Here is a 23,355-nt window from a genome sequence, read left to right as displayed (position 1 = left end):
GATCACAGCCACTTGCAAATTCAGCAGCAATATTTTTTGTTCAGCTAAGGGGGAGCCTCTTTGACTTTGACCTTGACCTGTTCGGCATACCACCGCTGAAATGACAAGACCATGAGCGTGGCCTGTGCGGCGTCACTGGCCAATTGTTCGCAGCTCACGGGGATCTGAGCGATGGCGGGATCAGGTACAGCGTGGGCGGCGGCTGCATCAACACCGGTGGCAGGCTGGGCATGGAAGGGCACGGGGCACGGACTATCGGAACTGCATGTGGGCTGGCACAAGCTGTCAGAGACAGTGAACTCGCCAACAGGCACAGACGATAAAAACACAGGCGAGCTGGATTTTTGTTGCGGCTGCCACAGTCGCTGAAGTTGGGTTTTGCGGGTGTCATGGTCGGTGGTGATGCGCTGGTTGATCTGTTCTTGCCGGTTTTGAACCTGGGCCACCTGCAGGGATTGCTGCAAGGCGGCGGTTTGTCGCTGCAATCGCTCAGCATCCCACGCTTGCTGAACCCCTTGCTGCCCCTGCCGGTAGCCAGCCCAAAACAAGCCCGCAGCCAGCAGGCTTGAGACGATCCATCGCAGGGGTAAGGCGCTGAGCCGTTGGAGTAACCATGCACTCATGTGGCCTCCGGCGGCAGGTCCAGCGCTTCGAGCTGGTATTTTTCGATCATGGCGATCAACTTGTCTGCATAACGCGGGTCGGTGGCATAGCCCGCCTTGGCCACGGCTTGGGCAAAGGTTTTGCCTGTGGTGCAGGCGAAACAGGCGGCGTAGCGTTTGTTGCGGCGCAGAAATTGCCCGTGGTCCACCAAGCAGGCCTGCCAATCGGGGTAGGCACGCCAGTCCGCCGGGATGACCACCCACTGCTGGTTCAGAAACTCTCGGGTGTTGAGGGTGATGCGCGGGCCCGTCCAGCTGCGGTCAGCCTTGATGCCAAAGAGGTTCTTGGCCCGCTTGGCCAGGCCCGACTCACCCCAGCCGGATTCCAGAGCGGCTTGGGCCACCACGAAGCTGGCGGGGATGCCTGTCTGCAGGCGGCTGGCTTGGGCAGCTGGACCAATGAGCGCGATGAAGTCTTGCGGTGTCACAACAGCTCCTTCACGTCCTTGGCTACCTCATCAATGGAGGCATCGCGGCGCTGGCCGATGAAGTTGAACACCCAGCGCACCAAGGCCCAGCCGGGCAAGCCACAGGCGAACATGAGCCCACCCAGGGCGCACAGGCCCACCGTAGAAAACGCCCAGTGGTGCAAATGAAAATGCTCCACCGTGATGGCCCCACCCCCAATGCTGGAGACCACTGTGCTGATGAGCCCTACGGCCCACTCGCGTTTGTCACGTGGCGGCGTCATGAGCATGACCACCACGGCGGCCAAAGTTGCCCCACTGGCTACCGCCGCAGCGGTGCCGCCAAAGGCCTTGTAGGCGACGGCCGCCCCTGCCACGCCTGAGCTTGTCGGTTCGGGCATACGTTTCTCCAAATTAAAAAACCCGCGCTGACCGAAGCTAGGCGGGTGTGTGTTGGGTTGACTGTTGAATAGACTGTTGAATTGACTGTCGAACGAATTGTTTTTGGACTCAGGCTGCGACAGTTCGGTCGTAAGCCAGGATTGGAATCACGCGTTTGGCACTTTGTTCGGGGACTCCATGGACCTGCCCGAAGATGTCTTTGCGGTCTTCACGAAAGTCGCCGTCGATGTAGTACGGAATGCAACCCGTCAGGTACTCGATGGCTGCAGCCAGAAACGGCACGTTGTCCGAGTAGGCTGCGTCGCAACCCGCATCCCAGAGCGGTCCTTGCAAAAACATGCATGAGCCCTTGCACAGTTGCAGCACCGGGCAACTGGGGCAATCGGGCCGGTGGCTCCAGTGCGTGGCGCTGCGCATCTTGACTGCCTGCAAATTGGACAAATAGCCAATGTGGTGGGGCTGCCCATTGGGCGCAGTGGCTGCTGCGCTGACGTTCTGGCAGGTGAGCACCTTGCCGTGCAGGTCCACCGCCAGGTTGTCCGGTTTGTCCATGCCGCACTTTTGGCCCAGCGAGGATGCCGGGCGTGCGGTGCGGATAGACTGCACAAAGTCCATGATGCGCTGCTGCGCCACCGACATGCGCGAAGCCAGGCCCTGGCGCAGTTCTTTGTAGGCCAAGGCCCTGAAACGCACATGGTCCTGCTGGGTTTGCAAGGTTGCTGCCAAGCCGCCTTCGTCGTAGGGATCAATAAAAGCGCCCTCCCCGATGTTCACATCCTGGCCAAAGCGCTGCTGAATCCATGCCTGAATCTGCGCCCGACTTTGGTTGCTGGCATGGACCATGGCGTTGATGCTGATACGCCCCTGAGGATGCAAGCGGGCATACAGGTCCATGATGGCGGCATATTTTTCGGGATCGTTCAGCGGATCGGGGCCACGGGTCGACTGGCCTGGACCGTCGTGCGACAAGCCCACAGAAAATCCCATGCGGTCGAGCCACTCGTTTTTGTCCGTATCGAGCAAGCTGCCATTGGTGATGACGCTGAACTGAGCATCCAGATACAAACCACGCAAACGTTCAGCCAGCGGCTTGAGCGTCTTCCAGTACACCAGGGGCTCGCCACCCCAGAATTGGATGCGCTCGGGTGGCTCAATCAGCGCATCAGTCAGTTGAGCGATGAACGACTCGATGTCATCCGGGTTGCTCGCATCCGCACGCGGCACAAAGCGCTGGTTGCAGTATCTGCATTCGTAGTTGCAGGACAGACCCAGGCTGATCTTGAGAATACGGACATTGCCCTTGCGGCCGGGTTGGTTGACCGACACCACCGTGGCATCCCGGAAATTGCCGGGCTGAACAGGCACCACGGGTGTGCCGTCCTGCCATGTCAGCGTGGACAACTGGTTGTCGTAGTGCAGCAAGACTTTCTGGCCGTCTTGGCGTAAGGCGTGAATGGTGAACATGGTCATCAAAACCTCAATTCTTTGTGCAGCTCGATGTAGCTGTGACTGGCTATCTGAAAATTCACCACCAGGCACATGCGCGTGCCCTGCCCTCTGTAGGGGTTGGTTTCATGCCAGACGTAGGCGGGGTGAATAATGGTTTTGCCGGTGCAAGGGGCAATGGAGAGCACTTTTTCCCAATAGGGATAGTTCACAGCACCACGCGGGTCTTGCAGCAGCAAGGCATGCGTGCCGTGGCGGTGTGACTTACCCAGCTCGGGGTCGTTGTGGTCAGGAATGTCCAGGTAATGGATCAGGACGTGATCGACAGACTGGTGATAGTGCGGAAAGGTCCTGCCACCTGTTATTTGTACATTGCCAAAGCACCTGCCCACAAGCTTCAACTCATCTGCTTGCTCGATGTTCAAGGCTTGTCTCAGGTATTGCCGATAAGCATTACAGGCCAATAGCTCGAAGGAAAGGATGGCGTTCTTTTCGGGGTGCTGGTTAGCCTCTGAGAACAGGTTGTAATGTGTCGAAGCGTAAAACTGCTTGGACTGCATGAATCTGAAAAAGTCTGGTGAAGACTCGGATAACTTGTCCCGATCTGCCTCTTTGCGTTGCAGGAGCGCCATCAGCTGCTGACGCATCGGCTGTGGCAGTGCCAGATCAAACTCGGCAATGGGCGTAACCCAGTGGTTGGTGATCTTCATGCAACCACCTCAAAGGGAACGTCCAGCAGCCCGGAGTAGTTTCTGAAACCCAACTTGATCTTGAAGGCGTCACCTGCAACCAATCCCAGGGCATGGACCTTGAATGAGGCTTTACCGTTGATACTTCGCACCCGGCGCATGGGCAAATAACCCCCTGTTTCCTCCAGGTACAAAGTGGCGTCCCTGCCCTCGGCGCTGACCACTTGGACAGTGACCTGCTGCTGCCCACCCGCTCCAATCTCTCCACCGCCAGAAATCAACTCCAACCGAGGGAAGGCCTCGTCCATATCTGGCAAGTAGTTGTAATCCTGAGCCTCGACGAAACCTTGCACGCTGCTTCTGTAGCCCAGCGAAAGGTTGTATTTGAGCGTCATGCTGCACTGGGTCAACGGTGTGCTCGCAAAGGGTTGGTAGATGAACAGATTGCTGGGTGTCCCCAGGTTTCTGACCGAGCGCATCGGGTGCATCTTGGTGGACGTTTCAAAAGCAATCGCGTTGTAAAACGGGCGCAGGTTGCCTTCATAGTCCACACCACACACCCAGACTGCAGCATCAGACTTTTCTCCGCTGCGGATGGATGGATCGTCAAGATCAAGCAATGAATACGAAGCTGCTTTGAAATAGCGCCCTGCCATGCCCTGTGAAAGCGATTCACCCAGAACCAACGGTTTACCCAACTGCACGCATGGCAGGCGGTCGTGATAAACCCCTGTAGCCTTGGGTGGCAATTGACCAGGCAAAAAATGCCCTTCAAAGCGCAGTGACCGGATACTTTCGGATTGATCGTCACCCGGATCAGCATCGGCCTCAAAGATGTGCTTCTCAATTTCTGTGTAGGCGGTCAGGCAGACAATCCGTTCGGTGACCACCAGCTCCAGGAAAACTGGATACGACATGCTGGATACAGCTTTGCGGAACATAGATGCCTCCTAGCAATTGCACTGACAGTTGCAGTTGCAGTTTGTGTAATACCGGACCATGCGATGAGAAATCTGGCCGCCGTTGTCCATGAGCTCATGGTTGATGAGGTAGTGCGGACCGCTGCCATAGCAGTTGATGACGTTTTCTTCGCCCAACTGAAAGGCCGTGGGACTTCCTGAGGTCACCTTGGAGCTGATTGGACGCACGCAATTGCCTACCGATGCAAAGAAGTAGTCATGCAGCCAGCCGTAGTTGGCGGTCCACATGGAGCCGCCGTTGTTCATGTACATGTCCCAGTTGCCGTCTGTCTTGAGGAACCCCATCAGGTTGCTGTTGACGTGCAGATAACGGGTACTGCCTTGATCTGTGTCGTAAAAGTCGATCGTGGGCGAGGTGCTCTGTACGGTCTGGCTGGGCAGTGTCAGGCGCCCACTCATGCTGTCGCCGCTGCGCGCTACCCGCCCCGACAAATCGATGTTGACGGTGGCGTTGCCGTTCGCGTCAGGGCCGCCGCCATTGACCGAGCGGACAAAGGCCGAGGCGTCGTAGCCGTCCAGTCGGTCCGCGTCCGTCGCTTTGGCGCTGATGCCCAGATAGGCTGCGTTGTGGTTGTGTGAGGCTGATGCAAAAGCGCTGGCATGCTGACCGTCGAGCAGGTCGGCATCGAGTCCGGAGCCCGCGCCATCCAAAGTGAGCAGCTTGGCCAGCACATCGGCAGCGGTGTACGCAGCGGCGTTGAGCTTGGCTCCAAACTGGGTGTCGATCCCACTGGCCAGGTCCATGATGAAGCGCCAGTTGTCGGGATTGGTGCCGATCAGCTGGTAGAGCTTGAGCTGATCAGTGCGGTAGCACAACATGCCCACTTGCTGGTTAGTCGTCGGAAATGTGGTGCCACTGTTGCAAGATATCGCCGTCTTGTCGTTGTTCAGGATCTCGATGAGCGAATCAGACAGCGTGCGCGACGACGGGATGTCGGTGAAGTTTTGCATGGTGAATGGGTGGACAAATGACTTGCTGGACTGTCGACTTTTGGGGCTGCAGCTCAGTACCCCTGCGCAATCCAGGTGAAAGTGCCGGTCACGCGAGCGCCAGCGGTGTTTTCTAAAACTGCCGTGAAGCCTGTTCGGGTGACTGCACTGGACAGGCGCGGGATGGCGACCACCGTGCCACCCTTGTGGGTCATGGTCACCTCGGGCGGCACCCTAAAAATTCGGGCAAAGCCAATCACAGCACCTGCCTGCGCATCGGTGATCTGCACAGTGCCCCGATCAAAGACATCGGGCACATCCACCGTCACGCGCAGCGCATCAATGAACCCCCGGTCGGAATTTCTAGACTTCAAGATGGCGCGGAACAAGGCGCGCTGGTAGGTGTAATCGCCCTGAATAAAATCCCTGAAATCCGTGTAGCCCGGGGGATGGCCCGCTTCGACGATGCTTGCAAAGTCGGCCTCGGTGATCGCGGTGCTGGCCACGATCATGTCGCTGATCACGCCGTTGGCGTGGCGGCGGTACTGCTCAGCAAGCTCCAGGGCTTCATGAACCTTGAGACGCATCGCCCGGCGCAGGGCATCCGATACACCCAGCCCTTCTTGCAAGTGCCGCCTGTACGCCACTGTGCGGCCCAAGGTTTCGGCAAACGCCAGTGCCTCAACCACCTGCTTGACGGATTGACGACTGAACTGATCGCTCGTGGTAAATGCCTCAGAGACTGGCTTTTGAAGCCGCCTGGCGGACTGATCGCTCACAGCCAAACCTTCGCCAATGCGCAGGATGAAGGCGATCAGGTCGTAATAGGTTTCGGCAAAGTTCAGCGCTTCGGTGACCCGTTTGCTGAAACCTTGATCCAGGCCATCGGTCAAATCCACCCTTTCAGCGACTGTTTTGGTGGCGACCCGCGCGGATACCGATGCCACTGGCAGGCTCTCTGCATGCTTTTGGCGCATCTGCCACAACAAGCCTTCGCTCACAGGCAAGCTCTCTTGCAGGGCTTTGGCCGCCGAGCGGGCCAAGCCGTCCAGCGTTTGGAGGTTTTCTTGAACAGACTTGCGGCTCGATTTGGCAACGCCCTCAGTCACCCCCAGCGACTCAACCCAGCGCAAGACATAGGCGATCAGGTCGTAGTAGGTGTCGGCAAACGCCAGCGACTCCGTCTTTTGCAGCGCGGCTTGATGACGCCGGGTTTCCGCAAGGGACAGGGCTTCAGTCAGGCGTTTGCCATGCTGACGACCTGAGGCCTGCGTCCAAGCCAGCGTGGCCGCCACCGCCACCACATAGACAGCGGGGTAAGCCGTGAGCCAGGATTTACGTGCACTGGCACTGGCCCAAGTGAAACTGGCATTGGCCCAGGTGTAGCGCGGCCCTTGGGACTCGCCTACGGTGACCGTCTCGGCCATGGCGATCAGCTCATGGTGAAGGTGAACACTGCCGTCAGGCTGTCGTCCGCCCCCTTATTCACCACCGGGAACACCACCCTGTCGAGCATGATGCCGCCCGATGCGGCATTGAACACTCCGGCTTCCGTGATTGCCCCCGTGCCGTCGCCTGCTGGGAAGTCCGCCGTGAAGCTGAAGGCTTTGGTGCCAGTAGTGTGGGCATAGGTGGCGGCATTTCGGTCGAGCTCGGAGACCAGGGCCGACTGGCTGGCCGCAGCCGCCGTGGTGCCTGTGCCCAAGGCGATGAAGCCCATGACCGAGGGACGACTGGCGGATTTGCCGATGGCGTCGGCGATGAAATCAAAGCCCACGTTCACGATGATGTTGTCTTTGTGAACGGTTTCGATGTCGCCACTGGCGCGGCGAACAATGAGGGTCATCGCCCCCTGCAGTTGCATGGTTTCGTCAATCATGTGGTGCCTTAAAACTGAATTGCTAAAAAAATCAGCGCCTGCTCAATACAGCCGCAAACTGCTGAACGCACCCACGGGCTCAAGCCGTGCGCTGGCCGACTGGACACCGCCGCCCATCCTGGCGGCAAAGAGGCGGCGTTCTGCGCTGGTCTGGCACACCCCCAGGCAGATCCGATCGGATGCTTCCAGTCCAAACGCCAGCGTGACGCGCTTGGACAAATGGTCTTCCAAGAAGAAGCCTTGCGTTTTTTCGTCATAGCCCAGCAGCAAAGCGCTGCTCGGTCCCGTTGCTTTCCAGATCACGCAGGTCGTGACCTCTTGGGGGATGAACCAGAACGAGGTGTGGAACACCTGCGGCATGTTCACAGTCCAGGCCACCTGGGTGGTGTCCTTGACCATCAGCCCCTTGCCGTAGCGGCCATCGCCGTAACTCACGCCCGCCGACTGGCTCGTCACTGCATTGCCAATGCCCATCACCGAGCCGCTGAGCCGCCATCCGTAGAGCTCGCCCGGGTGCAGCACATCCTCTCGCGCCATCTGAAACCGCGCGTCCACGTTGGCGATGGCGCCGTCGTAGGTCCACTGCCGCCGGGCGGCGTCACCGCTCCAGACAAAGTTGGCTTCCTGCCAGGTGGTACGGTCATCGACCGAAGCGCCCAGGCTGCTGAGCAAGGTGTTCTGCGCCCGGATGGGAGAGACCAGATCCAGCTCAAACAGGTATTCGGCCACTTGCGCGCCGGTATTCATGCGCAGCACGTTTTTGCCATTGACCGTGACCACCGAGGCGAAATGCTTGGTGCCAGCAAAGCCCCCTGCTTGCTCGTCACGCTCGAGGATCAGATTGGCGTTTTGCGGCTGGGCCACCACAGTCGAGACGAAAGTGGGCGTGTCGCTGTAGATGCCGGGCGAGGCAATCGCCTTGATCCAGAACTTACGCTCGCCATCAAATCCTGAGGGCAGCGTATAGCTGGTGGACTTGACCTCGGCCACAAAGAGCGATGCGTCCCATGCCGCACCTTCTCGCAGCTCGTAGCCCACCACCTCGGGCTCTGGGTTGGGTTGCCAACGAAACTCCAGCCGGTTGGCCGACTGCACGACATCGAACTGTCGCACCGTGGCCGGGGCCAGCAAGGTCAGCACAAAGGTGGTGACATGCGCACTGTAGTGGCCCGAGGTGTCGTAAGCGCGGATGTGGTACGGGTACTGCGCTGCAGCATCCTGGTCGTGGACCATCTGGGTTCCCGAGGTCTTGGCGACCAATCTGGCGTCGTCCCAGCCGGAACCCACTCTCACCTCATAGCCCGCCAGGTCGGCATCGGGCAGTTCGTCCCAGCTCAGCAGCAGATCGGACATGCGCCGCTGCACGGTAAAGCCGGTCACATCCGACGGAGGCAGTGTCTTGCCCAGCACCGTAGCGCTGAGTGTGGTGGGCGCACTCTCTTTGCGGGTAATGCCGATGGCCCTTAAGCTGAACTCGTACTCACCCTCCTGGGCATCGCGGATTTCTGCGTAATTGGCGCTCACCAGCGGCAGGCTCACGAAATTGCCACCGCCCACCCGGTAAGCAAGCCGGTAAGCAATGGCACTAGGCACCTCAGCCCAGGACAGTTGCACCAGCACCTGCGCTCGGTCTTTGACTCGGTACAGGCTCTCTTGCATGCTGAGGGCTGTGGGGGCGGCAGGCATGTCCGACAGCACCGTGATGGCGCGCGGCTGCAGCGCCAGGCCCTCTTCAATGGCCGCGTACTTGCCCGGGTTGTGGGCCAGAGCCGTGACTTCATGCACACCGGGCTCGCGCTCGGCCACTGACACCACCCGAAACAGTTGCGGCTCGATGATGGAAGAAGCCAGTACCCAGATGGCATCGGTTTGCGGGGCCATGCTGAAGGGAATGGTCACCATGAGCGTTCGCCGAGCGTGTGCATCACCGCTGGGCGCAGCGAATGTCGCTCCGACCAGGCGCTCTTCTACGGCTCCGCTCGGCAAGATCACCGAAAGCCGCCAGGGCAAATCGGCTGGCAAATCCTGGTCCAGGGTAACGCTGGTGGTGGTAGCTGCTGCGACGCGCCCCCCAAGGCGCATGCCGCCCCGACTTGGATCGGCCACCTGGATGACATCGCCCGGGCGCACCACCGCACCTTCCAAACCCGTGCGGAAAGTGATGATTTCTGATTCGGACTGCTCAGAGTACAGCAGCCACTTGCCCACCCGGTTGGCCTGCCCGCGCGAAGTGCAGCCCATGGCCACCACATCGGCTTGCACCACGCCGTAGCGCGCGATGCCCGCGACGTCCTCAACGTATTCCACCTTCTGTCTGTAAAAATCCTCCGGATCCACCCAGCTGACCAGGGCCACGGTGTGCCGGGCTTTGGCGGACGAGCCCTGGTAGGCGAACTCACCGTCGATGACGTTGGCAGCGGTGAACTGGTAGACCGGGTCTTGGGGTGCGTCCTGCGTGACGGTGATGGCCCCACCCGACCAATAGGCCATGCCCCGGAAGACCGAAGCCATGTCCTGCACCACCTTGTAGGCCTGCTCGCGGGTTTGCAGGTACAGGTTGCAGGTGAAGCGGGGCTCGCGCCCACCCAAGCCATCGGGCACGAATTCGTCACAGTAACGGGCCACCCGGTACAGCGCCCACTTGTCAACCTGAGACTCAGGGATGAAATACCCCAAGCCATAGCGGGTGTTGGTGACCAGATCGTAAAAACACCAAGCCGGGTTGTCGGTCCAGGCCACCTTGAAGGTGCCGTCCCAGACACCCGCGTACGAACGGGACTCGGGGTCGTAATTGGACGGCACCCGCACACGCAGGAGTTTGAGCTCATAGCTGCGCCGGGGGATGGCGTTGAACTGCGAGGCGTCCACCCGCAAGGCCATCAAGGCGCTGTTGGGGTAGCGCAGCTTGCTCTCGATGACCTCGGTGTACGAGTCCAGAAAGGTCTTGTTTTGCAGGCTGCTTTGGGTCGCGTCCTCGGTCAGCCTGCGAAGGCGGACATCCCAAGGACCTGTGCCGGACAGTGGCACGTAGTAGCTGCGTTGGTAACGCGAAGTGGTCTTGCCAGAGACCGTGTCGGTGAGCACCTGCACAAAACCAGCGCCTGCTGACTGCAAGTCGATCGCATAGCTGACCAATGTGCCGTTCAAGTCGCCGTTGGTCGTGTCCTGCAAGGTGAGCGCGGGAATGCTCACTTTGAGGCGCACAGCGTCCACGTCGGGGTCGGTGATGGATCGCACCACCGGCAGGGCAAACTTGCATTCCACGCCGACCGAGACCTCGTTTTCTACCGAAGCAAAGCCCGGGATGTAGCCCTGCTGTTGGGTGCCAGGGCGGCTTTCAAGCGTCACCCCAGAAAAGTTGTAGCTGCCATCGGCATTCTGAATCGGCGTGTCGTCCAGAAAGACCGACTGCAGGCCCTGGACCAGGCCTTCGATTTCTCCTTCGCACACCAAATCGACCACACGGGCGTAGGCTTTGGAGCGCAGGCTGTCAGCGGCTTCTTGGGCCACACGGGCGCTACCGCCACCTGACTTGCCACCGCCACCTGCGCCGATGATCAAAGGATTTGAAGCTGGCATCAGATTCATGCAGTGATCTCATCGACAGGTATTTAAAGAACAGGTATTTCATCGACATCGATGCCCGCACTGATCACGGCCGAGCCCACGATCATGCGGCCGTAGCCCACGGGCACGGGATGGCCTTGAGCAGTGGTGTTCACGGCTCCGTTGAACACATAACTGGGGCGGTTTTCTGGGCGCTCGGACGGATCTGATGCTTTGGCGGTGGGCGCAATCATCTGGGCCACACCGCCCAGGATCATGGAAGTGCCCACCGAATACAGGGTGGCTTGCGACAAGAATGAGCCAGCGGCTGCCCAGCCCATCGGGTTCCACCAGGACACAGCAATCAAAGCTGCGCCCAACAGGATCTGGCCTAGACCGTTGCCGCCCGCTCCCGAGACCACAGGCGCGATGGTGATGCGCTGCTGGCCGGTGGGCTCATGCAAGCGCTCCAGTGCCAGGGCGTCCCGCCCGACCAGTACCCTGTAGCCCACACCCCGCTCGCCAGAGGACACCAACTCGCGCTCAAACTGCGGGAAGTTGGCGCACAGAGCGCGCACCGCCTCGGCGGCCGAAGCCACTGCCATATGATGGCGCCGCCCAAAGCGCCTGCCCAGTTCACCGAGAAGAAGGATTGTGGCCATCGCGAGACTCGTGCTGCAAGCTGTAAGAGAGGTAAAGGAAATGGTTAAAGATGCGGATGCAGGTCTGGATGCCGCAGCGCGTGGGTGGTGACCTTTTGCCAGTAACCGCCGTACACATCGCGACTCGATAGCCTGCCTTGCAAGTGATGCAAGATCAGCCCATCACCCAGATACACCGCCGCATGGTTGGGCACAGAGGCAGCGACTTGCATCAAGAGCACATCCCCCACTTTCAGACTCGTCCGATCCGTCAGATCCGTAACCCCAAACCCGGCGGATCCAAAGTTGTCCAGGTACAGGTTCATGCCCCGCTTCCACCACTCGTCAAAGCGCTCAAAATCGGGCAATTCAATGCCACGCTCCTGCGCGTACCAGTCGCGCACCAGGGCGTAGCAGTCAAGCACCCCATGCGCCCATTGACGGCCCACCAAGGGCGCGACATAGCCCACGGGCTTGATTTGTGCCCACTGACCAGCGGGGAACGACACGATGGACCACGGCAGCCCTGTGGCTTCGCAAGCCACACGGTCGGCCTGACTGGGCTCAGGGGGCATGTTCGGGTGGGAATGGAACACCTCTACGATTTCCCCCTGGCGGTCGGCTGCCACATAGTCTTCGGGGTGGATCACGAACTGGTCAGTGCCCACACCGATGTTGCGGCAAGGGCAATAGACTTCGCGGCCCTTTTGAATGACCAACAGCCCACAGGCTTCACGGGGAAACTCTTTGGCGGCGTGGGCCAAGGCCAGAGATTGATTGATTTCATTCATGCAGTGATTTCATTCATGTCTTGATTTCATTCATCACCGGAACAAGCCCGCCGCCGGAAAGCCCCCGAAAGGCAATTCGGCATGTGCACCAAAGCGCCGCTGGCAAGAGGCCAGTCGTTTGCCACAAGCGTCTTGCGCTTTGCTGCTCACCACCTCGTCATTCGCATTGAAATACGCACTGCCCGTGTAGCCGCACTCGGCACCCCGGTAGGACCAAGGGCAGACGTTTTGCACAATCTGACGGCGCGGCAAGCTGACGCCTTCGAGATCAAAGGACGCGGCCAACTCGAACTCGACCACCTCGCGCGTTTCACGCAACTTGCGGTCAACGCAGTAAACGTCGTCGGCGAATTCGGCCAAGGGGTCTGCTGTAGGGTTCGCGCCGCCCGCAAAATTGACCGCATCGAGGTACTTGGCCAGGGTCCGTTTGCGGGTGATCCTTGCACCCACCAAGTCCTGGTAGCTCAGCACCAGCGCCGTGATCGAGCCCGTGACGTTGGCCACCCGCAGCCGGGGACGGGGCACCTGACCGCCGCCATTGAACTCAAAGCCCTCAACCTGGATCGGAAACGCTTCATAGGCGTGGCCTTGCCAGACCACGCGTTGCATGAGGGCGTTGGTGCCCGCGTGAAAGCGCACCGGCCCCTGGCCAAAGAGCGACAGGTCCAGCACAAAGAGCTCGATCACGGCGCTGGGGGCGAGTTTCTGGATTTCTGAGGTGATCGCTTGGGAAGTCGTGGCTTGTTCGGTCATCACAGATCAAACACCTGTTTAAAAGTCGCCCGCACCGTCTCGACGTTGGGCTCATCCACCGAGCGGCTCCACTCTTCGCAGGTGAACTTGGCAGCGGTGCCTGCCGGGGTGGTCCAGTCAAAAGCCTGCGCGCCCCCGCGAGCGCGTAAGAAATCGTCGATCGCTCCAGCGTCCTGTGTGGTCCGCCCACGAAACTCCAGCGTCCAGACCTCGGCTTGGGTGTGGATGCCAAAGGCCAGGCGCTGCTCATACCCATCGCCAAATGCGACCCGGCGCACATTGGGCCGCATGGCCAGACTGGCACCCAGCGATGGAATCCATGTGAACACCGCCATTTACAAAGCCCTCCTGCTGTCGAGCAAGCCACCGGCCCGTTTTTGCGCCAGCAGCTCCTGGCGCACCGCATTGGCCACCGCCTGACCTAGGTCACGACCGCCTGCGTTGTCGCCTCGCGCTGCTGCGCCAGCATCACTGACACTCACAGAAATATTGAACACATGGCCTGCGCCCATGGGGCTAGCAGCGCCACCGCTCATGGTCACGGGAATGGTCCGCCCATCGGGCAGCGGCACATAGGCCTCTGGCCGCGAGCCTTCGCCAAACACCGCCAGTTGCGGCGAATTGGCAATCCCGCCGCTGGCGTAGCCCCGCAGAGGTAATGGCCCCTCTGACGTCATGACTCCGCCATCGGCAAAGCCAAAGAAACTGCTCATGGCCTTGGCCAGGGGCAGCGTGATGGCGCGCTGGATCTGGATGCGGATCAGGTCCGAGATGATGGAGTTGGCCAGCGACCTGAAGTCGAGCTTACCCGTCATCACAAAGGCCACCAGCGCATCGGTCATGCCGTTGAAGGCGCGGATAGTTGCCGCTTCCATCTGCTTGCCGATTTGCTCAGCTTCTTCGGCCACTGCGCGCATGCCTTTGGCAAATCCGGCTTCGGGATCCGAGAGTTCCTTGGCCCGTTGCGTCAACAGTTGAGCGCCATCTGCCGCTTGGCGGGCGGCTTCCTCGATTTTGCGAAGGGCTTCGGCGAGTTTTTCATTACCGGGGGCGGCGTCTGCCAAGGCACGCGCCTGCTCGGCCAGAGTGGCCAGTTGACTGGCGCTTTCCTGACGGGCTTCGCCCAGGCGGCGCAGCGAGTCCAGCTCGCTGATGGCGCCGGTCTCGCGCAGGGTTTTGATCTGCTCTTCGCTGGCACGCAACTGGGCCTGACCAAGCGAGGCCTGCTCTTGCAGGTCTTTGAGCGATTCGCCCGGCAGCCGGATCTGGCGCTCCAGGTCGGATTGCTGGGCATCGCGCTCGAGCTTTTGGCGTTTGAGGGCAATCTCCAGGAGCTTGTCCTGGAGCTTGAGTTTGTCCTGACTGGTTTTAGCAACCGTGTCGAGACCTTTGCGCAAAACAGCTTCTTCATCCGAGGACAAGGCAGAGAGCTTTTGCGTGAAATCTTGCTGCGCTGCCAAGCGGGCGTCACTGGCCTCCTTGAAACTCAGGTAGCCCTGGTTTTCATAAAGGTCGATGATGCGTTGGCGGTCCTTGAGGATGCCTGACTCTGTATCCACCAGGCCTTGCAGACGCTTGAGCTCGCTGTCGATACCCGCCATGGCCGAGGCTGTGACGGCCGTGGTGGCGGTGCTGTAGTTCAGGCGCTTGCGGGGCGCAGGTGCAGTTGTTTCTGAATTACTCGCATCGGTGTCTTTGCGGATGTCATCAAAGCGTTTGGTGACCGCATCGGCCAAGAGCGGCATGTCCCACAACTCGACATAGTTCTGGTTGGCCTGCGCGACGATGGCGTTGCGTTTGTCTAGCGCCGCTTTGAGGCGTGCGCGGTTCTCTTCAGAAAATGGATTGAGCCCCTCGCCCCCCGCTAAAAACGTCCCCGCCAGCGCAATGTCTGCCCACACCGCCTGGAAACTGCCAATCACCGACTTGATGGTCTGGCCAATGCCGCGCAGGGCGTCGATGACCACGGCGATGGCGTACGCCGTGTTCTGCGCCCAGGTGGTGAGCGAACCATCGGTGCGCAGGCGCTGGATACCGCCCACCGCGTCCTGGGTGCCAAAGAGCACCTGCTTGAGCTCCTGCGCGAGCACTGTCATTGACGGGATCGCAGCCGTGACCAGGGTCTGCGCGACAAAGCCTGTCTCGGCCTTCATGCGAGCCAGCGCCTTGGAGGCGTTGTCTGCTTCCTCGATCTGCTGGGCCGTGAGCCGGATGTTGAGGTCCTGGTTTTCTGCAAGGTCTTTGAGGAAGGGCAGCATGGACGCGCCCGACTTGCCAAAGAGCTCCATGGCCAGGGCCGTCTTGCCCGCGCCGTCTTCAAATTCGGAGAGCTTTAAGGCCACATCGTTCATGACCTCGGCAGGATCACGCAGGTTGCCGCTGGCATCCTTGGCCCGTATGCCCAAAAACTGCAGCGCCTTGGTGGCACCGGCCGTCTCATCGTCCACACCCGCCAGACCTTTGGAGAGTTTGGCCAGACTCCCGCCGATGGCGTCCATCGCGGTGCCCGAGATGGTGGCCACGGGCGCAAAGCCTGACAGCGCCATCGCGCTCGCCCCGGTTTGCTCGGCCAGGCCTTGCAGCGCTGCCGAAGTCTCCAAGGTCTGGGTCACAAAGTCACGCAGTGCGGCCACCGAAGTGGTGCCGATGACGACCGCAAAAGCGGTCCGGGCAACGCCAGCGACCTGCTGCAGCGAGGCTTTCATGTCCGAGGCGTGCTTGTCCAGCAAGCGCGCACTGCGCCCGAGGTCGGCCTGAAACTCGGCGGTGTCGGCTGCAAGTTTGATGACCAAGGAGCCGATATCAGCCATGGGGGTTGCCTTATCTCTTGATGCGGTGCGCGAACATGGCTTTGAAGCGGGCGATGTTCAGGCGTGCCGCATCTGCTTCAGATGCCTTGGGTTGATCTGAACGGTGTGGCTTGTGGTGATCTTTGTGGTGTTTGTCCACAAAGGGCATGAAGTCTTCGGGCGTGAAGGGCTTGCCCTCTTTGCTGCGGTGGGCGTTGGCCAAGGTGGATGCGATGATGGCCGAGCGCAAGTCCGCCCGAAAATCCCCAAAGGGCTCCAACTGATAAAACGCCATCCACTCGGTGAGCTCGTCAGAGCCCATGCGCGCCAGCAACTCGCGCACCGGCAGACCCAAAGCTAACGCCAGCCGAAACACAAAGCGCCGGGCCGGGCTGGCAATCAGGCGTTTTTTGCAGCTTGCGCCTCATCGGCACCGATGCCGTTGAGGCGCTGGGCCACAGCAAAGACCCGGTCGAGCGCCCGGGCGCTTTTGCGGCCTAAGGCGTCGATGTCGCCATCTTGGAACATGCGCTCGCCCGACTCGCTGCACAGGGTGAGCGAGACCAGGCGCGCGCGCACGTTGTGCATGCGTTGATCGTTAGACGAGGTGTTTGAATCCCTCGTGATCAGGCTGGCTTCAAAGGCGTCGCGGTCGGTGCCGGTCATGGTGCGCACGTACACCTGACCGCCCCATTCGGGAACGCTCACGATTTCGCGCGGCAGGTCGTCGGCAGATAGGATGGCTTCTTTGGACAGGAGGTTCATGGGTTTAGCTTTCTGTGATGTCGCCGTCGATTTCAATGGTCACGCTGGCTTCAACCACCGCGTCCACCCCGCCTTGCACGCTGAACTGCGTGACATAGCCGTAAAACGTCCAAGTGGCTGCAGCCACATCGGTGAAGGTGATCCGAAACTGACGATGGGCGCGGTTGGCGCGGTCGGTGCGCAAGCCCTGGTGCACTGCGTCTTCGGGGTTGTAGTGAAGGCTCAGTGAAAGCTGACCTTCGTCGCGCAAACCCACGCGTTTTTCTTTGGAGGTTGAGGCCAGATTGGTCACGTCAATGACCGAAGCCTGGCCTCCGGGGCCCTGAAACGAGACCACGTTGGGAATGGTTTCAAAGGTGGTGGTGCCAAAGCGGGCAATGGCAATGCCCTGTGCGGTGATGGCGGTGCTGCTCATGCACGTGCTCCTGTTGTGCGGTGAAACTGTTGTGGGCTGAAACGGGTTCAGCGGTGGTAGGTGTAGTCCACGCTCACCCGGTACAGCCGGGCTTGCGCTTCAAATTCACTGAGCCCCATGCGCACATCGGCGATGGTGCTCATGTCGGCCAAAAGCGCCGCCAGGACCTGGTCTTGCAGGTGCAAGGCCTCCTGGTAGGTTCTGGCGTAGGTGTCGACCTGCACTCGAACGCGCTGCAAGCCACGTGACAAATTTGGCCCATCGATGCCAAAGATGTGCTCTTGTGCGATGGGTGTGTAAACGATGGCTGGGTACTGTGTGCTTTCTGGAGCGACCAGGGCGTACACCTCACCACCAGCCAAGTTTTGGATGGCGTCAAAGAAGTCCTGCACCGCTGTGTCCTAAGGTCTTGTGCTGAATTTTTTTGGCTTCCATCGCCACGCGCTGCTGCAAGCGCTCTTTCATGGCCTGAGCGGCTTCGCGCCGTTTGGCCTCGAGCGCCGGACGCAGAAATGGGCGTGCAGCCATCTTTCGGGTGCCAAACTCCACAAAGCGCCAATACCAGGCGTCCTGGGACAGGTTGCCTTTTTTGCCCTGCTTGCGGTACTTCTTGCCGTGGCGCACCGTCACGAAGAAAGTCTGACGCGTGAGGCTGGAGAGCTCTGGGATGTGCTTCATGATCACCGAGCGCTTGAGGGTGCCCGGTGGGGGCTGGTTCGGCCCCAGAGACTGCTGTGCCTTGGGTGCCCGAGCGCGGGCTTCGTCCCGAACGACCTTGGCCCCGGCGTACACCGACACACGCAGGCCGTTCTTGGCAACACGATCTGGCAATTCGCGCAGGGCTTTGCCCAGTTCTGCCAGGCCTTCGATCTTGACGGTTTCACGTTTAGCCATCGTCAAGCCCTTCGGAAGCCAACAAGATGAGTTTGACCCGGCGCTCGTCTTCATCAAGAGCTGAGTGGATGTTGAACACACGGGCTTTGTAGAGAACGCGCATCTGGGCCACTTGGTGGGGGTTGTCAAAAAGGCTCTGGTGGCGCACCGTGATCTGGTGGGTGAGTTCTGCCGAGATCCGCCCAGCGATCACCGCTTCACGCCCGGACAGCGGCTGGATATCAGCCCAGACGGTCGCCACATCGAGCCAAGTGCGGCAGGGGCCACCCAGGCGGTCTTTGGTCGTGCTGGGGCGCTGAATCCTGATGCGGCGCGTCAATGCGCCTGCTCCGATCGGGTTCATAAAGGCCTCATATCAGGGGTACTTTGTAGGGATCGAGCAGGCCATCGACAAAGGGCAAGGGGTCAATGCGACCTCGGGCCATCGAAGCAACTTCCTCGCGGTGGGCGTACAGACTGCCCAGACGCAGCTTGATCCAGCTTTTGAGGCCTTCGGGCACATCCGCTGCGCTGCCATACCCGGCATCAAAAATCACCGAGACGGCACCGATTTGTGGCAAAGCCACAGGCCAGATCTGACCAAACACCGGGGTGATGCGGGCAGGCTCACAGGCCTTGTCCACCGTGTAATGGGCGCAGGGCATGACTTGCGAAACACCCGCCATGTCCAGATAGCGAATTTCCACCACCGACGCCACAGGCGACTTGGGCAGCAGAACGGCATGTCCGGGCAGCGTGAAGGTCTGCCCTACGGGCACACCCATCAGGCTGGGTCCGGGAAAGCTGTCGAGCACCATGCGCCAGCGGGCCGTGACCAGCTGCCTCTGGGTCAGCATCTCGGCGGCCTGGCGGGCTGCCGAGATCAGCGCCTGAATCAGGGCATCGTCCTCGCCAAAGTCCACACGCAGGTGGAGCTTGGCCTCGGCCAGCGAGATGGGCTCGGCCGCTGGCGGGGTGATCAACTGCATGGGCATGCACCGCTCTCCCCTTCAGATCAAACGATCTGAGCCACAGCAGCTTGGTTGGCTGTTTCGGCTGAAGCCAGTCGCGGGTTGACGCCCAGCAGCTGCGCCGAGGTGTTGGCTGCAGCGGCAGCCACCGTGACCACGAGGCGGACGAAGGCAAAGCCATTGTTCACATCGAGCTCTTCAGGGCGCAAGTTGATGAGCGCCTGACGGTTGGCACCGTTGCTCGCCTGGGTGAGTTGCGCGATGGATTTGCCTGCCACGTCCTTGGCACCCGTGCCGTTGGTGTCCTGGGCCTGCTGCAGCTTGGCGTCAACAGTGGCACCTGTAGCCAGAGCGCCGGTTTGAACCAGCGCCAGCAGGCCATGGTGGGTGCTGAGCGGCACCCAGCCAGTGTTGGCGACACCCGGCGCCTGATTGCCCGGGTCGAGCGTGGCCAAAATAGACAGCTGCTCGCTGGCTTTTGCATTGGGAAACATGAGGGTTCTCCTTCAGAGTAGGGCGACGATCAACGTGCACCCAGTTGGACAAAGGGCGACAAGGTGGCGTTGCCCTTGGCCGGTGCAATGGGCGCTGCGATCTTGGACTGGCCATCCATGCGGAACGTGGTCCGAAACGCCGTGAGGTCCGAGTCGAAGTACAGGTGCATGGAGGTGGCCGTTTGCATGCCCCCGGCCTTGGTGATGGTCTGGTAGTACGACAGGTCGGCCAGCAACACATCGCCCGCCGCAGAAAAGCTGTTGGCGTGCTGGGAGACGAACACCGGGCGACCCAGCAAAGTGCCGTAGGGCGAGACCTGGATGCCGCCGACGGGCAATCCCGTGGGCAGGTAAATCGGGTAGTTGCCCAGCATGAGCGTGAAAAGCGCTGGCAACACGTCGTTGTTGACGATCCACACGGCCTTGCCAAATGAGCCTGGCGGCAGGCGAGAAATCATCTTGGCCAGGTTCTGGGCCTGAAGGGTCTGGGTGGCCTGGCCCGACTCCTTGGCCACCGTCACCGTGGTCGCATTGGTCATGCAGCCCACCGGCAGGCCGGTGCCTGCGCCAAACAGGATCGACTCGTTGGTCTTCCAGCGAATGGAAGTGGCGATCTTGTCGGGTAGGTAGGTCGACAGCGCATTGGTGTCGTCCAGCAACTCATCCGTCACCGGCACCAGGGCCATGAGCTTTTTGAGGCGCAAGGTGGACAGGCCCAGCACCGGTTTGGTGGCACCGGCCGGATTGGCTTCGCCTTGCCAGTAGGCTCGGATCCCGTTGGTGCCCCAGGGCGTGGTCTCATCCTTGGGGAAGGCCATGGTGTTGCCCGTGATCTCGACATTGTCGGTCAGCGGCAGCAAGGAGTCTTCACCCAAGGAGAGCTGGAAGATTTCTTGAGCGAATTGAGGCGGCACCAGAAAGCCCCCGTCTTGCGCCGAGCCTTCGCTGCCAAAAGAGGCAGGGGCGACGGCACCCCGACCGGAGCCAATCAGGAGGCGCTCGTCGATGGCGCTGCCGGGGTTTTGCGCCTGACGCACGGTTTTGAGGAAGTCGCCCACGGTTTTGAAGCCGTGCTTGGGGTCGGCTTCCAGGTTGTCGGTGACGGAAATCACCGTAGCTGTGTGGCCATGGGAGACTGTCGAGTGGGCTACATTGGCCATATGCGCCTCTTTGGCGATCAGGGCAGCCTCGCGGTCGATGGCGGCTGACGCGGCCTCGATCTTGGCCTTGAGGGCGTTGAACGCATTCAACTCCTCATCGGTCATGTCGCGCTCTTCAGATGCGGCGATATCGGTCAGGGCACGTGCGTCCTTGACCAGGGTGGCTTTGCGAGCTTGAAGCTCGCGCAATTGCTTACTCATTGGTGTTGCTCCAGAAATAAAAATGCCGCCCAGGCAGTAAGCACGGGGCGGCGGTTTGAGGCGCGACCAACGGGTCGCAGGTGGTCGGCAGCCCTCAACGTAGGACTGCTGAATTGGGGAAATGGAATCTGTACGTGGTCAGATCAGCGCAAGGGCTGCACGTGCCTGACCAAGCCGGGATGCACCCGGTGGCTTTTGAGGGACGGCCGACTTTTGCATCTTGGCCAGCACATCGTCAAAGGTGGCAATGCCGTCCACCATCTTGGCGGCAAGCGCCGCATCGGCGCCCAACACCCGGCCTTCGCCCATGCCATCACGCACATCGCCAATCGAGACGCCTCGGCCCTTGGCCACGGCTTTGATGAAGGCGTTGTAATAGTCGTCCACGCGGGACTGCATAAAGGCCTGGGCCTCAGGATCCAGCGGCACATACGGGTTGCCCTCGACCTTGAACTTGCCTGCCGAAATCAGGGTGGGTTTGACCCCCTCCTCTTCCAGCGCCTTTGAGTAATCAAAGTGGGCCTGCCAGACACCGATGGAGCCCACTTCGCCACCCGGGGTGACATAGAACTCACCGGCCGAGCAACCGATCCAATAGGCGGCCGAGGCGGCCAGGCTATTGGCCACGGCCACCACGGGCTTTTGGGCCCGGGCTTTGACAATCTCGGCGGCCAGCTCGGCAACGCCGTAGACGCTGCCGCCTGGGCTATCGATGTCGATCAGGATTTGGCCCACAGTGTCATCCGCCAAGACATTGCGCAATGCGCTTGTGAATTTCTGGGTGCTGGTACTGCCCGGCCCTGAGATGTCATCGACCATGTTGCCGCGCTGCGTGACCACCCCATACAGGGGCAGGACCGCGATGCCAGCTCCGGCATTGGAAGAGGCACGGTCTGTTGCGAACTGTTTGCGCGTATCCCGCAGCACCCGGTCCGTATTGATCTGAAACAGCGTCTCGTCGCTGGGGGACACGTCAGAAGACCAACGGGTGAGGACGGCAGTCATGGCCTGCAGACGCTCGGGCATCAGCGCCCAGGGCGTGGTCAAAAATTCAGAGATCAGAAGTTGCTTGTTCATTCATGCGTTCCAAGTTCGATGAGCGCTTGCGCCAGTGCATGCTCATCGGTAGGTGTTTCAATGTGGGTGGCCCACTGCTCAACCCGTGATGGAGTCAAGCCGAAGGTCTCAGAGATCAAATTCACTTCTTTGGGTCCGATCGCACCGGTCCTGCTGATGCGACGGGCCAGACGCTGTGCGTTGACATGAACCAAACCCCGCAGCCTCTGGTGAATGGCCTGATCAGACCCGGGGTCTGCGTCAGGTGAGGGCGTTCCGTCTGCCGCTGCAGTCTGTGACTCCAATGCCTCGGCCGCGTCCTCTTCGACCATGTTGAGCGGGCGAAGGGGCTGATCCAGTCCAGAAATCGGGTTGAGGTTCTCGGCGATACGGGCCTCATTGCGGGTGAGCCAGCCGTTTTGGATGCCGCTTTGGTAGTAAGCCGAGCGGCTGGCCGCATCACCACGCATCAGGTTGGCGAAGTCAAACTCGATTTCGAGCTCATCGCCTTCCAGCATCAGGTCCGCTTCGATCGAAGCCTCCCAGCGCTCGGCCCAGGGCGTCATGGTGTGCATGACGAACTCCAGGCTTTGCTGCTCGATGTTCGAGAAGGTGGCCCGATCCAGGTCCGCGATCATGTGTGGCGGCACCCGAAACAGGCGAGCGATGTCCGTGATCTGGAACTTGCGCAGCTCCAGGAACTGGGCGTCCTTGTTGGTGACGCCCACCTCGTGGAACTTCATGCCGTTTTCCAGCACCAGCACCTTGCCCCGGTTCGCTCCGGACTGCGCCTGCTGGTAGGACTCACGAAATACCTTCTTGGCTTCGGCGTCCTTGAAGTTGCCCGGGAACTCGATCCAGCCGCCCGTGGGTTTGGCATCGTTGTTGAAAAACCGGGCGCCATAGTCCTGCGCGGCCAATGCCATGCCCAGGCTCTCACGGGAAAGCTCGATGGGACTCAAGCCCAGCAGACCGTCCGAGGACAAACCCCGCAGGTGCCAGACCTCGCCGCGAGGCAGGATCATTTCGTGGCCTGCCTGGTTCTGAATCCGATATAGGTAGTCACCTTCAGTGAGCAGTTCCATTCGCACCCGGTCCGGATGGATAGGGATCAGCTCGGTGATCTCGCCTCGGCCGTTGGCCAGGATCTGGCAGAAGGCATTGCCACGCAGGGCCAGGTGCCCCTGCAGCATCTCGCGCCACTCGAACGGGTTCTGGTACCGATTGGGCTTCTTGCCCAGCAACCGGTAGAGCCAGTGGTCCGTCACCCTGTCCTTGCCGCCATCTGCCCGAGCGCGATAGACCACCAGAGGCAGCGAGGCCATGGTTTCAGACAGGATGCGCACGCAGGCATAGACGGCTGCCAGGCGCATGGCCGAATCGGCCGAGACGCGCATGCCCGAGACGCTGCGCACCGACACAGGCTCAAAAAAGAAATCGCCCCATGGGGAGCGATCACTTGTGGAAGCTCTGAATCGGTCAAAGAGGTTGAAGATTCCCATCGG

The 23,355-nt window shown here is 60.5% G+C and carries 26 protein-coding genes; all 26 read right to left on the bottom strand.

From position 1 onward, the window contains the following. Positions 1-44: 44 nt before the first annotated feature. The 26 genes from SWE17_RS10625 to SWE17_RS10500 all read right to left on the bottom strand — a co-directional run bounded on the left by SWE17_RS10625 (position 45) and on the right by SWE17_RS10500 (position 23,352). Positions 45-623: a hypothetical protein gene (locus SWE17_RS10625; protein ID WP_322993070.1), complete on the bottom strand. Its 579-nt coding sequence runs from the start codon at positions 621-623 to the stop codon at positions 45-47. Next, complete coding sequence (locus SWE17_RS10620; protein WP_322993069.1) at positions 620-1,090, bottom strand: glycoside hydrolase family 73 protein; 471 nt, start codon at positions 1,088-1,090, stop codon at positions 620-622. Before SWE17_RS10620 ends, SWE17_RS10625 begins: the two co-directional genes overlap by 4 nt. Next, positions 1,087-1,470, bottom strand: coding sequence for a hypothetical protein (locus SWE17_RS10615; RefSeq protein WP_322993068.1), 384 nt, complete (start codon positions 1,468-1,470; stop codon positions 1,087-1,089). Before SWE17_RS10615 ends, SWE17_RS10620 begins: the two co-directional genes overlap by 4 nt. 109 nt (positions 1,471-1,579) lie before the next feature. Further along, positions 1,580-2,935 (bottom strand): radical SAM/SPASM domain-containing protein, encoded by a 1,356-nt coding sequence (locus tag SWE17_RS10610; RefSeq protein ID WP_322993067.1) that lies wholly within the window; start codon positions 2,933-2,935, stop codon positions 1,580-1,582. Between the two features lie 5 nt (positions 2,936-2,940). Then, positions 2,941-3,627 carry a putative 2OG-Fe(II) oxygenase gene (locus tag SWE17_RS10605; RefSeq protein ID WP_322993066.1) on the bottom strand — a complete coding sequence of 229 codons (687 nt, stop codon included), beginning with the start codon at positions 3,625-3,627 and terminating at the stop codon, positions 2,941-2,943. Continuing rightward, positions 3,624-4,547, bottom strand: a complete 924-nt coding sequence (locus tag SWE17_RS10600) for a hypothetical protein (protein ID WP_322993065.1) — start codon at positions 4,545-4,547, stop codon at positions 3,624-3,626. Before SWE17_RS10600 ends, SWE17_RS10605 begins: the two co-directional genes overlap by 4 nt. Positions 4,548-4,556: 9 nt before the next feature. Next, positions 4,557-5,537, bottom strand: a complete 981-nt coding sequence (locus tag SWE17_RS10595) for a hypothetical protein (RefSeq protein ID WP_322993064.1) — start codon at positions 5,535-5,537, stop codon at positions 4,557-4,559. 53 nt (positions 5,538-5,590) lie between these two features. Then, positions 5,591-6,943, bottom strand: a complete 1,353-nt coding sequence (locus SWE17_RS10590; protein ID WP_322993063.1) for a hypothetical protein — start codon at positions 6,941-6,943, stop codon at positions 5,591-5,593. Between the two features lie 5 nt (positions 6,944-6,948). Then, positions 6,949-7,395: a hypothetical protein gene (locus SWE17_RS10585; protein ID WP_283225070.1), complete on the bottom strand. Its 447-nt coding sequence runs from the start codon at positions 7,393-7,395 to the stop codon at positions 6,949-6,951. A gap of 42 nt (positions 7,396-7,437) precedes the next feature. Further along, complete coding sequence (locus SWE17_RS10580; protein WP_322993062.1) at positions 7,438-10,983, bottom strand: host specificity protein J; 3,546 nt, start codon at positions 10,981-10,983, stop codon at positions 7,438-7,440. 23 nt (positions 10,984-11,006) lie between these two features. Then, complete coding sequence (locus SWE17_RS10575) at positions 11,007-11,603, bottom strand: tail assembly protein (RefSeq protein ID WP_322993061.1); 597 nt, start codon at positions 11,601-11,603, stop codon at positions 11,007-11,009. Positions 11,604-11,647: 44 nt separating this feature from the next. Next, positions 11,648-12,373 carry a C40 family peptidase gene (locus SWE17_RS10570; RefSeq protein WP_322993060.1) on the bottom strand — a complete coding sequence of 242 codons (726 nt, stop codon included), beginning with the start codon at positions 12,371-12,373 and terminating at the stop codon, positions 11,648-11,650. A 33-nt stretch (positions 12,374-12,406) separates the two neighbouring features. After that, positions 12,407-13,126 (bottom strand): phage minor tail protein L, encoded by a 720-nt coding sequence (locus SWE17_RS10565; protein WP_322993059.1) that lies wholly within the window; start codon positions 13,124-13,126, stop codon positions 12,407-12,409. After that, positions 13,126-13,461 carry a phage tail protein gene (locus SWE17_RS10560; protein WP_322993058.1) on the bottom strand — a complete coding sequence of 112 codons (336 nt, stop codon included), beginning with the start codon at positions 13,459-13,461 and terminating at the stop codon, positions 13,126-13,128. The genes SWE17_RS10565 and SWE17_RS10560 overlap by 1 nt, the downstream gene beginning before the upstream one ends. Further along, positions 13,462-15,936 carry a phage tail tape measure C-terminal domain-containing protein gene (locus tag SWE17_RS10555; RefSeq protein ID WP_322993057.1) on the bottom strand — a complete coding sequence of 825 codons (2,475 nt, stop codon included), beginning with the start codon at positions 15,934-15,936 and terminating at the stop codon, positions 13,462-13,464. It lies immediately after the preceding gene. Positions 15,937-15,946: 10 nt separating this feature from the next. Then, positions 15,947-16,270 (bottom strand): DUF4035 domain-containing protein, encoded by a 324-nt coding sequence (locus SWE17_RS10550; protein WP_322993056.1) that lies wholly within the window; start codon positions 16,268-16,270, stop codon positions 15,947-15,949. A 44-nt stretch (positions 16,271-16,314) separates the two neighbouring features. Further along, positions 16,315-16,680 (bottom strand): hypothetical protein, encoded by a 366-nt coding sequence (locus SWE17_RS10545; protein WP_108311740.1) that lies wholly within the window; start codon positions 16,678-16,680, stop codon positions 16,315-16,317. Between the two features lie 4 nt (positions 16,681-16,684). After that, positions 16,685-17,095: a phage tail tube protein gene (locus tag SWE17_RS10540; RefSeq protein ID WP_322993055.1), complete on the bottom strand. Its 411-nt coding sequence runs from the start codon at positions 17,093-17,095 to the stop codon at positions 16,685-16,687. 47 nt (positions 17,096-17,142) lie between these two features. Then, the gene (gp17, locus tag SWE17_RS10535; protein WP_322993054.1) at positions 17,143-17,487 is read right to left on the bottom strand and encodes a tail completion protein gp17; all 345 of its coding nucleotides are present in this window, start codon (positions 17,485-17,487) and stop codon (positions 17,143-17,145) included. Continuing rightward, positions 17,471-17,989, bottom strand: coding sequence for an HK97-gp10 family putative phage morphogenesis protein (locus SWE17_RS10530; RefSeq protein ID WP_322993053.1), 519 nt, complete (start codon positions 17,987-17,989; stop codon positions 17,471-17,473). The genes gp17 and SWE17_RS10530 overlap by 17 nt, the downstream gene beginning before the upstream one ends. Then, a complete protein-coding gene (locus SWE17_RS10525) occupies positions 17,982-18,332 on the bottom strand; it encodes a phage head closure protein (RefSeq protein ID WP_322993052.1) in 351 nt (116 codons plus the stop codon). Before SWE17_RS10525 ends, SWE17_RS10530 begins: the two co-directional genes overlap by 8 nt. A gap of 7 nt (positions 18,333-18,339) precedes the next feature. Then, entirely contained in the window at positions 18,340-18,963 is a 624-nt protein-coding gene (locus SWE17_RS10520) for a head-tail connector protein (RefSeq protein ID WP_322993051.1), read from the bottom strand. A 20-nt stretch (positions 18,964-18,983) separates the two neighbouring features. Beyond that, on the bottom strand, positions 18,984-19,433 hold the full coding sequence (locus SWE17_RS10515) for a hypothetical protein (protein ID WP_322993050.1): 450 nt from the start codon (positions 19,431-19,433) through the stop codon (positions 18,984-18,986). A gap of 29 nt (positions 19,434-19,462) precedes the next feature. Further along, a complete protein-coding gene (locus tag SWE17_RS10510) occupies positions 19,463-20,794 on the bottom strand; it encodes a phage major capsid protein (protein ID WP_322993049.1) in 1,332 nt (443 codons plus the stop codon). 138 nt (positions 20,795-20,932) lie between these two features. After that, a complete protein-coding gene (gene sppA, locus SWE17_RS10505) occupies positions 20,933-21,871 on the bottom strand; it encodes a signal peptide peptidase SppA (protein WP_322993048.1) in 939 nt (312 codons plus the stop codon). After that, complete coding sequence (locus SWE17_RS10500; RefSeq protein ID WP_322993047.1) at positions 21,868-23,352, bottom strand: phage portal protein; 1,485 nt, start codon at positions 23,350-23,352, stop codon at positions 21,868-21,870. Before SWE17_RS10500 ends, sppA begins: the two co-directional genes overlap by 4 nt. Positions 23,353-23,355: the final 3 nt, after the last annotated feature.

The organism is Limnohabitans sp., assembly GCF_034680285.1.
Lineage (GTDB): Bacteria > Pseudomonadota > Gammaproteobacteria > Burkholderiales > Burkholderiaceae_C > Limnohabitans_A.
Note: the sequence above shows the minus strand (reverse complement) of the source record. Positions and strands in the feature narration are given on the sequence as shown.

Coding starts and splice junctions, on each gene's coding strand:
- SWE17_RS10625 (WP_322993070.1), bottom strand. CDS start 623: ATGAGTGCATGGTTACTCCAACGGCTCAGCGCCTTACCCCTGCGATGG.
- SWE17_RS10615 (WP_322993068.1), bottom strand. CDS start 1,470: ATGCCCGAACCGACAAGCTCAGGCGTGGCAGGGGCGGCCGTCGCCTAC.
- SWE17_RS10610 (WP_322993067.1), bottom strand. CDS start 2,935: ATGTTCACCATTCACGCCTTACGCCAAGACGGCCAGAAAGTCTTGCTG.
- SWE17_RS10605 (WP_322993066.1), bottom strand. CDS start 3,627: ATGAAGATCACCAACCACTGGGTTACGCCCATTGCCGAGTTTGATCTG.
- SWE17_RS10600 (WP_322993065.1), bottom strand. CDS start 4,547: ATGTTCCGCAAAGCTGTATCCAGCATGTCGTATCCAGTTTTCCTGGAG.
- SWE17_RS10595 (WP_322993064.1), bottom strand. CDS start 5,537: ATGCAAAACTTCACCGACATCCCGTCGTCGCGCACGCTGTCTGATTCG.
- SWE17_RS10590 (WP_322993063.1), bottom strand. CDS start 6,943: ATGGCCGAGACGGTCACCGTAGGCGAGTCCCAAGGGCCGCGCTACACC.
- SWE17_RS10585 (WP_283225070.1), bottom strand. CDS start 7,395: ATGATTGACGAAACCATGCAACTGCAGGGGGCGATGACCCTCATTGTT.
- SWE17_RS10580 (WP_322993062.1), bottom strand. CDS start 10,983: ATGAATCTGATGCCAGCTTCAAATCCTTTGATCATCGGCGCAGGTGGC.
- SWE17_RS10575 (WP_322993061.1), bottom strand. CDS start 11,603: ATGGCCACAATCCTTCTTCTCGGTGAACTGGGCAGGCGCTTTGGGCGG.
- SWE17_RS10570 (WP_322993060.1), bottom strand. CDS start 12,373: ATGAATGAAATCAATCAATCTCTGGCCTTGGCCCACGCCGCCAAAGAG.
- SWE17_RS10565 (WP_322993059.1), bottom strand. CDS start 13,126: ATGACCGAACAAGCCACGACTTCCCAAGCGATCACCTCAGAAATCCAG.
- SWE17_RS10560 (WP_322993058.1), bottom strand. CDS start 13,461: ATGGCGGTGTTCACATGGATTCCATCGCTGGGTGCCAGTCTGGCCATG.
- SWE17_RS10555 (WP_322993057.1), bottom strand. CDS start 15,936: ATGGCTGATATCGGCTCCTTGGTCATCAAACTTGCAGCCGACACCGCC.
- SWE17_RS10545 (WP_108311740.1), bottom strand. CDS start 16,680: ATGAACCTCCTGTCCAAAGAAGCCATCCTATCTGCCGACGACCTGCCG.
- SWE17_RS10540 (WP_322993055.1), bottom strand. CDS start 17,095: ATGAGCAGCACCGCCATCACCGCACAGGGCATTGCCATTGCCCGCTTT.
- SWE17_RS10530 (WP_322993053.1), bottom strand. CDS start 17,989: ATGGCTAAACGTGAAACCGTCAAGATCGAAGGCCTGGCAGAACTGGGC.
- SWE17_RS10525 (WP_322993052.1), bottom strand. CDS start 18,332: ATGAACCCGATCGGAGCAGGCGCATTGACGCGCCGCATCAGGATTCAG.
- SWE17_RS10520 (WP_322993051.1), bottom strand. CDS start 18,963: ATGCCCATGCAGTTGATCACCCCGCCAGCGGCCGAGCCCATCTCGCTG.
- SWE17_RS10515 (WP_322993050.1), bottom strand. CDS start 19,433: ATGTTTCCCAATGCAAAAGCCAGCGAGCAGCTGTCTATTTTGGCCACG.
- SWE17_RS10510 (WP_322993049.1), bottom strand. CDS start 20,794: ATGAGTAAGCAATTGCGCGAGCTTCAAGCTCGCAAAGCCACCCTGGTC.
- sppA (WP_322993048.1), bottom strand. CDS start 21,871: ATGAACAAGCAACTTCTGATCTCTGAATTTTTGACCACGCCCTGGGCG.
- SWE17_RS10500 (WP_322993047.1), bottom strand. CDS start 23,352: ATGGGAATCTTCAACCTCTTTGACCGATTCAGAGCTTCCACAAGTGAT.